Annotated in this window: 9 protein-coding genes; 3 read left to right on the top strand and 6 right to left on the bottom strand. The window is 70.4% G+C overall.

Annotated elements, in window-relative coordinates; genetic code table 11:
- Positions 1–62: 62 nt before the first annotated feature.
- Positions 63–1,382, bottom strand: a complete 1,320-nt coding sequence (locus PS467_RS17485) for an LCP family protein (protein ID WP_311036076.1) — start codon at positions 1,380–1,382, stop codon at positions 63–65.
- A gap of 107 nt (positions 1,383–1,489) precedes the next feature.
- Between PS467_RS17485 and PS467_RS17480 the strand changes: the two genes are divergently transcribed.
- On the top strand, positions 1,490–2,068 hold the full coding sequence (locus PS467_RS17480) for an acyl-CoA thioesterase (protein ID WP_311036075.1): 579 nt from the start codon (positions 1,490–1,492) through the stop codon (positions 2,066–2,068).
- A 22-nt stretch (positions 2,069–2,090) separates the two neighbouring features.
- Here PS467_RS17480 and PS467_RS17475 read toward each other — a convergent pair whose 3' ends face one another.
- Positions 2,091–3,545, bottom strand: a complete 1,455-nt coding sequence (locus PS467_RS17475; RefSeq protein WP_311036074.1) for an LCP family protein — start codon at positions 3,543–3,545, stop codon at positions 2,091–2,093.
- A 220-nt stretch (positions 3,546–3,765) separates the two neighbouring features.
- On the opposite strand from PS467_RS17475, the gene PS467_RS17470 reads away from it, so the two are divergent.
- The gene (locus tag PS467_RS17470; protein WP_311036073.1) at positions 3,766–4,782 is read left to right on the top strand and encodes a glycosyltransferase family 2 protein; all 1,017 of its coding nucleotides are present in this window, start codon (positions 3,766–3,768) and stop codon (positions 4,780–4,782) included.
- 79 nt (positions 4,783–4,861) lie between these two features.
- Here PS467_RS17470 and PS467_RS17465 read toward each other — a convergent pair whose 3' ends face one another.
- The 4 genes from PS467_RS17465 to PS467_RS17450 form a co-directional block, all read right to left on the bottom strand.
- On the bottom strand, positions 4,862–6,514 hold the full coding sequence (locus PS467_RS17465) for an LCP family protein (protein ID WP_311036072.1): 1,653 nt from the start codon (positions 6,512–6,514) through the stop codon (positions 4,862–4,864).
- 67 nt (positions 6,515–6,581) lie between these two features.
- A complete protein-coding gene (locus PS467_RS17460) occupies positions 6,582–8,267 on the bottom strand; it encodes an LCP family protein (protein WP_311036071.1) in 1,686 nt (561 codons plus the stop codon).
- A 261-nt stretch (positions 8,268–8,528) separates the two neighbouring features.
- Positions 8,529–9,698, bottom strand: coding sequence for an LCP family protein (locus tag PS467_RS17455; RefSeq protein ID WP_432280596.1), 1,170 nt, complete (start codon positions 9,696–9,698; stop codon positions 8,529–8,531).
- Positions 9,699–10,022: 324 nt separating this feature from the next.
- Positions 10,023–10,775 carry a TIGR03089 family protein gene (locus PS467_RS17450; RefSeq protein ID WP_268972484.1) on the bottom strand — a complete coding sequence of 251 codons (753 nt, stop codon included), beginning with the start codon at positions 10,773–10,775 and terminating at the stop codon, positions 10,023–10,025.
- Positions 10,776–10,903: 128 nt separating this feature from the next.
- Here PS467_RS17450 and PS467_RS17445 point away from each other — a divergent pair, with 128 nt between their 5' ends.
- Entirely contained in the window at positions 10,904–12,643 is a 1,740-nt protein-coding gene (locus tag PS467_RS17445) for a peptidoglycan recognition protein family protein (RefSeq protein ID WP_311036070.1), read from the top strand.
- The last annotated feature ends 45 nt before the right edge of the window (positions 12,644–12,688 follow it).

Here is a 12,688-nt window from a genome sequence, read left to right as displayed (position 1 = left end):
CGCCGGACCCGGTCGGGTCCGGCGGCGGCCTTTTCGGCGGCCTTTTCGTTACGACGGCCGGGTCAGTTGCCGGAGACGGTGACCTTCTCGTCGTTCTTCAGCTCGCCCACCAGCTGCTTGACCTTGGTCATGTCCCACTGCACCGCGCTGCCCTTGGAAGTGGCCAGGCCGGGGTTGGAGACGGGCATGTTCATCTGCTTGCCGTCACCGCCGGAGACGCTCTTCATCGCGAAGAACATGTCCTTCACGTCCCACAGGCTCATGTCCTTGTCCACGATCAGCGAGTCCAGGCCCGCGCCCATCGTCGGGTAGAGCTTGAACGGGTTGAGGACCGTGCTGGGCGTGGCGGCCTTGTCCGCGAGCGCGGAGAGGAACTTCTGCTGGTTCCGGGTGCGGTCCAGGTCACCGCCGGCCAGACCGTAGCGCTGCCGCACGAAGGCGAGCGCCTCCTGGCCGTTCAGGGTCTGCTTGCCCTTCTTCAGGTCGGTGCCGGCGTGCTTCTCCTTCATGTCCTGGGGCACGTCGATCTCGACCCCGCCCACCGAGTCCACGATCTTGGCGAAGCCGCCGAAGCCGATCTCCGCGTAGTGGTCGATGTGCAGCCCGGTGTTGTACTCGATGGTGCGGACCAGGAGCTCGGGGCCGGCCATGGAGAAGGAGGCGTTGAGCTTGTTCTGCGACTGGCCGTAGCGCTTGCCGGTGTCCGGTCCGGTGAACGGCGGGATGGTGACCCAGGAGTCACGCGGCAGGCTGACCATGGTGTTCCCGTTGTCACCGACGTGCAGGATAATGATCGAGTCGGTGCGCCTGCCGTCGGCCGAGCCGGTGTGCAGTTGCTTCTTCTCGTCGTCGGACATGCCCTCGCGGCTGTCCGAACCCACGATCAGGTAGTTGGTGCCCTTGCCGCCGTCCGGCCGGTCCTCGACCTTGTTGAGGTCGACCTCGCGGCGGAGCTTGGAGTCGGCCCAGAAGTAGGTGCCGATGCCGACGGCGAGCAGCAGGACGATCAGGGTGACCAGGCCGATGGTTATCCGGCGCTTCCAGTTCTTCGGCCTCACCGGGCGCGAGCCGCCGCCCGGTCCGCCGGGGCCTCCGGGGCCGCGGCCGCCCGGTCCGCCGTGGCCGTGGCCGTAGACCTGCCCGGTGTTGTAGCCGTCGTCGTAGTCGTCATGACCGTGGGACGACTGCTGCCGCGGAATGGTGCCGCGGGGTGAGAGTTCGGGCGGCAGCGGCGGCTCGGGGTGCGGCGGGGGACCGCCCGCACCCGGTGCCGCGCGTCTCACCTGCGGCATGGCGCGCGCCCCTTCCGGTTCGGCGCTGCCGCTGCCACGTCCATACCGGCCGCTGCCGTCGCCGGTCCTTCCTTGGGGCCATTCGCTCATGCAAGGCAGTGTGCCTGGTCGGGTGGGGCGCCTTACAGGGCGGGGGCGGGATCGCGGCACGGCTGTTGCAGACCTGATAAGAATCCGGTCCGCATAAGGTGGACGGCATGACCAATCAGGCCCAGGGTGCGGAACCGGAGCTTCTGGGAAAGCCCACCTCCGCGTCTCGTACCACGCTGTCACACATCATGACGGGCAGTGACACCAATCTCCTCGGGACCGTGCACGGCGGCGTGATCATGAAACTGGTGGACGACGCGGCCGGGGCGGTCGCCGGACGCCACTCCGAGGGGCCCGCGGTCACCGCGTCGATGGATGAGATGGCCTTCCTCGAACCGGTCCGGGTCGGCGATCTCGTCCATGTGAAGGCCCAGGTCAACTGGACCGGCCGGTCCTCGATGGAGATCGGGGTGCGGGTGCTGGCCGAGCGGTGGAACGAGTCCACGCCCGCCACCCAGGTCGGCAGCGCCTATCTGGTCTTCGCGGCCGTCGACGCCGACGGCAAGCCCCGGCCCGTGCCCCCGGTCATCCCGGAGACCGAGCGGGACAAGCGGCGCTACCAGGAGGCCGAGATCCGGCGGACCCACCGGCTGGCCCGCCGCCGCGCGATCAAGGAGCTCCGCGCCCAGCGCGCCGCCCGGCGCCCCGAGGGCCCCGAGGCCGCCGACGACGCCGACCGGCCGTAGCGGACCGTGCCCCGACCGGCGCTCAGAGCGAGCGGCCGGCCCCCTCGGGGCAGGTGACCTCGTCGCCGGTGACGGCCCCGAAGCCGCTCTCGCCGCTCGGCGGCTGCTCGGCCCGGACCGGCCGTACGCCCGTGTAGTCCGTGCCGACCGTGACCCGCATCACCGCCCCCTGCCCGGTCACCGGCTTCAGCTGGGCACCGGGCAGCGCGGCCGCCAGCGAGCGCACCGAGCGGTCCCAGCCCGGGTCGTACGTGATCACCGTGTGCCGGACGTCGGGGGTCGCGGCGTCCGCCGGGGAGCCGGTGGTGGCGAAGCCGGCGGCGTGCAGCGCGCGGTTCACGCGGGCCGCGAGCCCCGGCGTGTCGGTGCCGTTGAACACCCGGACCCGGACCCGGCCCGGAGCCACCTCGACCGTCGTGGCCCCCGGCCGCTTCGGGTGGCGGGCGACGAGCGGCCGGTCCTCGCGGAAGGCGGTGAAGAGCCGCTTGGCCTTGGCCCGGTCCCAGCGGAGCGTGGAGCCGGCCCCCTTCAGGGGAACGCCGGGCAGGATCACCGGGACCGAGGCGAACTCCGAGGACGCGGGGGTGACGCCGTGCATCGCCCGGCCCAGCGCCACCAGGTCCGCCGCTTCGAGGCCGTGGTCGGCGCGGACCGAGCCCAGCAGGGCCCCGGTCACCTGGTTGAACCGCACCGGATTGAGCAGGATGCCACCGGTCGTGGTCCGGTGGACCACGGCGGCCAGGAAGCGCTGCTGGCGCTTGATCCGGCCCAGGTCGGAGGTGCCGTCGACATGCCGGGAGCGGACGTATTGCAGGGCCTGGCCGCCGTCCAGGACATGGGTGCCGGCGGGCAGGTCCAGCCCGGTGTGGTCGTCCTTGAGCGGCCGCGTGGTGCAGATCTTCACCCCGCCGATCACATCGACGGTCTTCATGAAGCTGGTGAAGTCGACCTCGAGGTAGTGGTGGACCCGCACTCCGGTCAGATGCTCCACGGTCCGCACGGTCAGGCTCGGCCCGCCCTCGGCGTACGCGGCGTTGAGCTTGCGCGGATGCCGGGGATGGCGGACGCCGGCGGCGTCGGTGTACGCGGGGATCTCGGCGTACGAGTCGCGCGGCAGGCTGACCGCGCTGACCCGGCGGTGGTCGGCCGACAGATGCAGCAGCACCAAGGTGTCGGTGCAGTGACAGGGGGCTCCGCCCAGCCGGTACAGCGCCTTCTCCCGTGGCGTGATCTTCTCCCGTCCGTCCGTGCCGACCACGAGGAAGTTGACGCCGCCGCCGGTGCTCTTCGGCCGGTTGTCCAGGCCGCCGAAGGCATCCACCCGGTGGATCCCGGTCTCCAGCTCCCGGACCAGCAGATGCCCGATGCCGCTGACCGCCAGCACCAGACAGGCGCCGCCCGTGGCCAGCCGCAGCCCCCAGCGGGGGCGGCGGGAGCGGGGGCGGGACGGGCGCGGTGGCCGGGCCGGTGCACTCACTTGAGGAGACCTCCGGGAGCGGGCGGGCTGGGCGGAACCGCCTCACCGTAGGCCGATACGACGATCGCTCCGGCGGCCCCACGCCGCCCCTGCCCCGCGCTGCCACCCGGGCGGCGCGCTCCGGTGTCCACCGTTCGCGGTAACGTGGGCGGGATACCGCAGTCCTTTGGGGCCCCACCCCAGTCTCCTGGGGCCGGCCGCCCCCGAACCCCGAGGTGCCATGCCCCCGCATCAGCTCCCGGCCGTCTCCGTGATCATGCCGGTACTCAATGAGGAACGCCATCTGCGCAATGCCGTGCGGCACATCCTGGAGCAGGAGTACGCCGGTGAGATGGAGGTGGTGATCGCGCTCGGCCCGTCCACGGACCGTACCGACGAGATCGCCGCCGAACTGGTGGCGGAGGACCCCCGGGTGCATACGGTGCCCAACCCCACGGGCCGCACCCCCGCCGCCCTCAACGCGGCGATCAAGGCGTCCCGCCACCCGGTGGTGGTGCGGGTCGACGGTCACGGCATGCTCTCGCCGAACTACATCGCGACCGCGGTACGGCTCCTGGAGGAGACCGGCGCGCAGAACGTCGGCGGGCTCATGTTCGCCGAGGGCGAGAACGACTGGGAGAAGGCCGTCGCCGCCGCCATGACCTCCAAGATCGGAGTGGGCAACGCGGCCTTCCATACCGGCGGTGCCGCGGCCCCCGCCGAAACCGTCTATCTGGGGGTCTTCCGGCGCGAGGCGCTGGAGCGGCAGGGCGGCTACAACGAGGAGTTCATCCGCGCCCAGGACTGGGAGCTGAACTTCCGGATCCGCGAGGCCGGCGGACTGGTCTGGTTCTCGCCCGAGCTGAAGGTCTCCTACCGGCCGCGGCCGAACGTGCGGGCGCTGGCCAAGCAGTACAAGGACTACGGACGCTGGCGCCATGTCGTCGCCCGCTTCCACCAGGGCTCGATCAATATGCGCTACCTCGCCCCGCCGACCGCCGTCGCCGCCATCGCGGCGGGCCTGGTGGTGGGCGTGGCCGTCACCCCGTGGGGCCTGGTGATCCCGGGCGGCTATCTGGCCGCGATCGTCGCGGGCTCGGTCCCGGCGGGCAAGGGGCTGCCGGTGAAGGCCCGGCTGCAGATCCCGGTGGCGCTGGCGACCATGCACATGTCCTGGGGCTGGGGCTTCCTGACCAGCCCGCGGGCGCTCGCCAAGAAGGTCATCGCCAGCCGCCGCCCGGCGGTCATGGCCCCGTAGCCGCCCCGTCCGCCCGGACGCCGAGGGGCCGGACCCGTGCCGCGTGCCGGGTCCGGCCCCTTCGCCGTGCCGTGACGGCTCAGAAGGTGTAGTTGGGGTTGACCTTCATACAGCTCTTCTCCTCGCCGTTGAGGGCGTCCGCGCTCTTGGGCGCCTTGTCGCTGTCGCCGTCGTCCGTCGCCGCCTTCGGATAGGTGGTGCCCTCGCGCCAGTCGTTGCCGACCACCACGGTGACGTCCTGCACCGACTTCGACGACTTCGCCGCGGACGTCGGCAGCTTCAGCGCCTTGGCCACGGCCAGGGCGTCGCCCTGCTCGGCCTCGCTCGGGTAGAGGACGGTGGTGTCGGCCTGCGAGACGAGCACCGTGTTCGCGGTGGCCTTGGCGTAGCCCAGCCGCACCAGCTCGGAGGTGATGACCGAGGCCCGGCCGGAGACCGGCCCCAGGACGGTGCTGGCGGTGCCGTTCTGCACCACCACCGGGAGCTCCTCCTTGGACGCGGTGGGCGCCGGGGTCGCGTCGGGCTTCTTCTTGTCCTTGCCGTCCAGCGCCGTGTCGTTGCGCAGCAGCGCGAAGGTCTGCTCGGCGTCGCCCGGCTTGGGCAGGACGTACTGCCCGCCGCCGCCGTACTCCCAGGGCATGGTGATCATGGTGGTGCGCTTGGTCGGCACCCGCTTGAGGTCGTTGCCCAGGTCGTACAGCTTCTTGACGGTGCCGAGGCCGTGGTCGACGGTCAGCGCGTTGGTGGCGGCCTCCGCGAGGTCCATCAGCTTGCCCGGGTCGCTGAGCTTGGTGCCCGACTTCAGCTGGCGGATCATCGAGGTCATGTACATGTGCTGGGCCTTGGCCCGGCCGATGTCGCTGTTGTCCTCGAAGCCGTAGCGGGTGCGCAGCCACTGGAGGGCCTGGACGCCCTTGACGTTGTGGGTGCCCTTGGTCAGCTTCAGCCCGGAGCCGTGGCCCTTGCTGTCGTGGGAGTAGACGTTGCCGTCCACGCACACCGGAACGCCGCCGATGGCGTCGGCCATCGAGACCACCCCGGAGAAGTCGATCATCATGAAGTGATCGATGTAGACGCCGGTGAGTTCCTTCCAGGTGGCGACCGTGCAGCCCGGACCGCCGTGCTGGAGCGACTGGTTGATGGCCCCCTCGGTCTTCGGGTACACCGTGCCGTCGTCCGGGTCGGTGCACTGGGGGATGGTCACCCGGGTGTCGCGCGGAATGCTGACCACCGACATATTGCTGCGGTCGGCCGAGACGTGCACCAGCATCTGCACATCGGCCAGCGGCTTGCGGTCCGCGTCCTGCTTGGCGCCGCCGAGCTTGACGTTCTCCGCGGTGTTCCGGCTGTCGGAGCCGATGAGCAGGATGTTGAGGGGGGTCTGGCCGGCGGCGTTGGGCTCGGGCTTGCCGATCTTGCTGTCGCCGAGGTCCAGCTCCGCCTTCCGCAGATTGCCGTTCAGGTGCTGGTAGTAGAAGTAGCCGGCCCCGGCCGCGCCGAGTATCAGTACGGCCAGCGTCAGCGCGCTCCAGCGCAGGATGCGCACGCCGCGACTCCTCTTCGGCTTCGGCCGTCGTGGGCCGTCCTGGCCGCGCCCCGCCTTCCCCGCCGCGGGACCCGCTCCCTCCGGCGGTCCGCCGTCCGCGCCGTCCGCACTGTCCTCGCCGTCCTCGCGGGGCTCGGGGACGGCGGACCGCCGGTCTCTCTCCCCCCGCACACTGCTCTGCCGCATCGGGCCCTCCCCGTTGTCTTCGTCGTCCGGCCCGATGGACGAGGGTGGTTCCGCCGGCCGATGACGGTCACTTGGCGCAGACGTTCTTGTCGTCGGCCTCGACCCTCTGAATGTCCTTCGGCGCCTTGCTCGGAGCGGAGATCGGAGTGCCGGCGCCCTTGAAGTCCGCCCCGAGCGTCAGGGTCATCTCCGCCATCGGCTCGGCGTCCTTCGTGCCTTCCTTCATGGCGGAGGCGGGCAGCCCCATGCTGTCGGCCAGCCGACGCGCCTGGTCGGCCTGGTTGGGAGCGTACTCCAGGGTCGTCTTCTTCAGCTCCGACGGAGCGTTTCCGCCGTTGCTGGTGCGGATCATCCCCTCGGTGTTCTGCATCCAGTCGACGGTCTCCTGGGCGGCGCCGAACTGCCCGCTGCCGTTGAGCACCTTGACCCGCACATCGGCGGGGTCGGCCTTCGTCCCCTTCAGCCGCGCCGCCTGCTTGTCCTTCTCCGCCTTCTCCTTCTTCTTGACCTCGGTCAGGGACACGTCCTGACGGACCATGGCGAACAGCGGCTCGGCCTTGGTCTTGTCGAGCAGCACGGTCGCACCGTCGGTGTTGTCGACCACCGGGACGGTCGCGAAGGTGACGTTCTTGAGGTCGACCTTGCTCAGGTTCTTCCCCAGCGAGGCCAGTTTGGAGACGGTGCCGATCCCGGTGTCCACGGTGAGCGCCTTGGTGGCGCTCTGGGCCAGGTCCCACATCTTGCCGGGGCTGGTGAGCGTCCCGCTGGACTTCATCTTGCGCATCAGCGCACTCAGGAACTGCTGCTGGAGCTTGATCCGGTCCAGATCGCCGCCGAAGCCCACGGCGTGCCGGGTCCGGACGAACGCCAGCGCCTCCTCACCCTTGATGGTGTGGCGGCCCTTGGTGAGGTTCAGGTGCGACTTGGGGTCGTTGATGTCCTTGGCGAGACACACCTCGACCCCGCCGACCGCCGTGGACATCTCCTTGATGGCGTTGAAGTCGGCCATCATGAAGTGGTTGATCTCCAGCCCGGTCAGCTTCTCGACCGTCTGCCAGGTGCAGCCGGGGTCGCGCCCCTCCTGGCCCAGGCTGGTGTTGAAGCGCACCTCCGACTCGCCCGGGATGGTCTTGAACGAGCCGTCCTTCTGTTTCGTACGGCAGTCCGGGATGTCGGTGATCATGTCGCGGGGGATGGACAGCACGGTCGCGTTGGACCGGTCCGCGGAGACGTGGAAGAGCAGCGTGGTGTCGGCGTGCCCGACGCTCCCCGCGTCGCCGTACCCCTCGTTCCCCTTGCCGTCGCGCCGGTCGGTGCCGATGAGCAGGATGTTCATCGGTCCGTCGGAGACCGCGGCGTTGTTCTCGCCGACATCGACCTTGCTGATGTTGTTGTTGAGGTGCTGATAGATGAAGTACGCCGCGGCCGAGCCGCCCACCAGCAGAAAGGCCAGGGTGCCGCTGCCCCAGTAGAGCGCCTTCTTCGCCTTCGACTTCTTCGGCTTCGGCTTGCGACGGCTGACCGGGCCGGTTTCCTTCTCCTTCTCCCGCCTGGCCGCTCGTCGGCGCCCTCGGGGCTCGGAGTCGGTGGCCTCGTCCTCGCTCGACGATCTGGAGACAGCTCGCAGCTCGGTGGTGTCCGCCGATGTCTCGGCAGGGTTCAGCCGCAGCTCGTAGTTGCCCGTGTTCGGGTCGAACACCCACTGATCGGCTGGGTCGAAGTCACCCGCCCCGCCAGGGCCTTGCGCGTCCACGGTCGCCTGTGTCCTCCGTCGGTGCCACGCGGCGCCTCCCCCTCAAGGCGCTCCATCCGTCTTCCTGTGCAGTGCGCGGCCACCTCGTAGAGCGCACCGGATCGCTCACACTATCCGTCCAGATCAGCGTCAAGCGACGCCGGTGACAGATTCCACTTCCCTACAACTGGGCAATCTGCCCAATCCTTATCCGATCCTTCACGACTCACAGCTCGTTCTTATGGTGCGTTTACTCGCAGATGTCGCCGCTCCCGGACGCCGCTACTCGCAGATGCCGCGAGCCGCGGTCGTCCCTTGGTAGGGGCTGCCGTCGCCGGCCTTCGGGTCGCCGCTCGTCGACGCCGTGACGGTACGGGCCACCGACACCGGGCGATCCAGCCGCAACTGCCGGAACAGCCGGTCGGCGTCGGGCTGGACCAGCTCGTCGCGGTTCTTGTTGTACGTATACGGCTGACGGGGAATCGTGAGGAAGTGGATCTTCTCCCGCGGGATGTCCCGCACACCGCGCACCAGAGCGTACAGATCTTTGAGCGAATCGAGCCCGGGATCGGTGGTCAGCGAGGACGTCGCCGCGTTGAGTACCGGATACAGTTTCGCCGGATTGAGCAGCACACCATTACTCTGCATTTTCTTCACAAGTGAAGCCATGAACTCCTGTTGCCTGCCGATACGCTCCGTGTCGCTGCCGTCGCCGATGCTGTACCGGGCGCGCACATAACCGAGTGCCTGTTCCCCGCGGAGGACCTGACGCCCCGCGGGCAGCTTCAGATGCGCGTCGGCGTCGTCGACGGGCTCCTTCAGGCACATCTCCACCCCGCCGACCGCGTTCACCAGCCGCTTGAAGCCGTTGAAGTCCACGATCACGTGGTGGTCGATGCGGATCCCGGTCAGTTTCTCCACGGTGCGGATCGTGCAGGCCGCACCACCGAATTCGAATGCCCAGTTGAACTGGGCGAACCGGGGCTGGGTCCGCTTTCCGTCCGGCCCGTCGCAGGCCGGCACGTCCACCATCAGATCGCGGGGGATGGAGACGGCGGTGGCGCTCTTTCCGCCGGCCTGGAGATGCAGCAGGATCGTGGTGTCCGAACGCTGGGTGCCGGTGTCCCTGCCGTATGCGCCGTTGCCCTCGCCGCCCCGGTTGTCGGAGCCGATCAGCAGGATGTTCTGCGCGTCCCGCACCACCGACACCGGGCGCTCGGCCTCGTACTTCTTGAGCTCGTTCGCGGTCCGGGTATCGGTGCGGATATTGCCGTCGAGGTGCTCGTAGAACCACCACCCCGCCCCGGCGACCGACAGCACCAGCACGGCCCCGCCCAGGGCGAGGACGCGCGGCCAGCGACGCCTGCGTCTCGGGGCGGGCTCAGGGTCGTCAGTCGTCACGTCCGCGTCCTCCCACCCGTCTCCCGCCCGCGGGGCGGAGCGGCTTCGCATGCCGGGATGCCGATTACCGGGATACCGATTAACGGAACAGACATGCGAACCCCGCACATGGTTGTACGTATCCGTGCATCATCGCGCGGGGCAGGCGCCCTGGCCCGTGGGCTCGGCCCTCCGGTCCGCCGGACGGGTCAGGGTGGGGATGAGGGCGAGGCCTCGGGGAGTGGGGCGGTTTGAGGGTGGGGGCGGTTTCGGGGTGGGGCGGTTTTGGGGTGGGGGTGGTGCTTTCGGGGTGGGGCGGTTTTGGGGTGGGGGTGGTGCTTTCGGGGTGGGGGGCGGCTTCAGGGTGTGGCGGTGGTTTCCGGGTGGGGGGCGGCTTCAGGGTGCGGTGGCGGTGACCCGCTCGCTCTCCGTGCGCTCGGCCAGCCCCTTCTCGTCCAGCCGGTCCAGGTTGCGGCAGAGCACCACCGAACCACCGGCGGCCAGCGGGGCGTACAGCCCGTACGACAGCCCCTCCCAGCTCTCGTACGGAAGCCCCGAGAGGATCCGGGAACCGGGCCCGAGCCCCCGCGCGGCGGCGTCGGCGCGCGCCCGCTCCACCAACTCCGCGCTGGTCAGCTCCAGACCGCCGACGGCCAGCGCGGGCGTCTCCGGGTCCACCGGGGAGTACGGGGCGAAGCGGTCGCCCTGGCTGGGCACCTCCACGGCGTAGTCCGCGAACCCCTCCGGCAGCTGGGGGAACCGGCCGCCCAGCGGCCGCAGCGACAGTGCCACCCGCTCCCCGGAGCACTCCCGCGCCTCCTCGAGGGTGTCCGGGCCGCTGATGACGAGGTCGGCGGAGGCCGGGTCGCCCCCGAAGTCGACGAGGACCCCGACCGAGGAGCAGGCCACCAGCCACACGGCGGTCTGCCAGTGCGCGGGCAGCAGCAGCGCGCACCGGTCACCCGGTGCGGCGGCCAGATCGTCCTGGAGCAGATTGGCGGTCTTCGCCACCCAATTGGCGAAGGTGGCCACGGACAGTTCGACGCGTTCGCCCGTGGCGTCGTCGTAGAAGGTCACGAGCGGGCGGGACGGATCCGCGGCGAGCGCGGATCCCAGCAGGTCGGCGGGGGTGCGATCGGTGGCGTTCACCCGCGCAAGCCTACGCGCCGAAGGTGCGGTGCGGATGGGGTCGGTGAGGCCCGGGTCATCGAACGGTCCGCGACGTGGCGGCTCTTCCGAATGGACATGTTTGTCCCCTTATGTAGACGATTTCAATCATGCGTGTGTATCTGGCATCCTCGATCGGCGTCGCGTGCACCGCCGCCCTCGCCCTCCCCCTCGCCCTGCATCCGGGCCCCGCCCACGCCCGCGCCGAGCGGGCCGAACGGACCGCCACCTCCGGCTCCACGCAGTCGCTGCCGCTCCTCCCGCTCGCGGCGGGCGGACTCGACCGGAGCGTGGCCGCGCCAGGCGGCGACGCGGGCGACCGGGGCGTCACCGCGCCGAGCGTGCGGCCCTTCTCGCTCGTCGGCGTCGTCTGGGACCAGTCCGCCGCCGCCCTCCGCGCCCGGGTGCAGGTCCGCACCCGCGCGGTCGGCGGCGACGAGTGGTCCCCCTGGCGCGAACTGCTGCCATACGGGGACGAGGCCCCCGATCCCGACTCGCCCGAACACCGCGGCACACGGGCCCGCGGCGGAACGGCACCGCTGTGGGTCGGCGCCTCGGACGGCGTCCAGGCGCGGATCCGGCCCGAGCGGACGACGGACGAGGGGGCGACGGACGAGCCTGCGACGGGCGAGGGGACGACGGGCGAGCCGGCGACGGACGAGGGGGCGCGGGCAGCGGGCGAGGGCGCTCGGGAGGCGAGTGCGGGCGAGGGGGCTCGGGGGACAGGCGAGGAAGCTCGGGAGCCGGGCGAGGAGGCTCCAGCGGCGACCGCGGGTGAGGGCGGGCGGCCGGCGGCCCTGCCCGCCGGACTCCGGCTGGAGCTGGTCGACCCCGGCGAGGCTCCGCCGCCGCCTCCGGGCCGCGCCGCGCTTCGCGCCCTTCCGGCACATCCCGCGCCGACGCCGGGGGGCGCCGGGCCGGGCGCGAAACCGTCGGCGGGAGGGCCGGGGAAGCCGGCGGCGGGACGGCCCGGGAAGCCGTCGTCGGGACGGCCCGTGAGCCCGTCGCCGTCGTCCGGATGGCCCGGGAAGCCGTCCCCGAAACCCTCCTCGAAGCCGTCCTCGAAGCCGCCCTCGGTGAAGCTCTCTCCGAAGCCGTCCTCGAAGCCGCCCTCGGTGAAGCCCTCTCCGAAACCGTCCTCGAAGCCCTCCATCCAGCCCACTGAGTCCACCGAGCCCGCCGGGTCCACCCAGCCCGCCGGCGCACTCCCGGCGGAGGTGGAAACCAAGGCGAACGCCGCCCGCCACACCGCGCCGCGGCCCCGCATCATCACCCGCGCGGGCTGGGGCGCCGACGAGAAGATCCGCGAAAAGGGCCACGTCTACAGCAAGACCGTCAAGGTGGCCTTCATCCATCACACCGTCACGGGCAATACGTACAGCTGCTCCCAGGCGCCCTCCGTTTTGCGCAGTATCTACCGCTACCACGTGAAGAGCCTGGGATGGCGCGACTACGGCTACAACTTCACCGTCGACAAGTGCGGAAAGATTTACGAAGGCCGCTCCGGGGGTGTGACCAAAGCCGTACGCGGAGCGCACACTCTGGGCTTCAACACCAACAGCATGGGCGTCGCCGTCCTCGGCACTTTCTCCACCAAGGAGCCCTCGGCCAAGGCCGTGAAGGCCATCGCCAAACTCACCGCGTGGAAACTCGGCCTCTTCAAGCGAAATCCGCGTGGTACCACGCATCTGGTGTCCGGAGGCGGTAACAAGTACAAAAAGGGCGCCAAGGTAAAGCTTCATGTGATCGCCGGTCACCGCGACGGCTTCGCCACCGAGTGCCCGGGGAAACGTCTTTACAAGAAGCTCGGTTCGGTACGGAAGACCGCCGCCCGCCTACAGGGGCGCTGATCAGGCGCGGTCCGGGGATCTGCCTACACTGGCCGCCGACCGGCG

It is taken from the genome of Streptomyces luomodiensis, from assembly GCF_031679605.1.
Lineage (GTDB): Bacteria > Actinomycetota > Actinomycetes > Streptomycetales > Streptomycetaceae > Streptomyces > Streptomyces luomodiensis.
The sequence above is the reverse complement of the archived record's forward strand: the minus strand, read 5'-3'. Positions and strand labels throughout refer to the sequence as shown.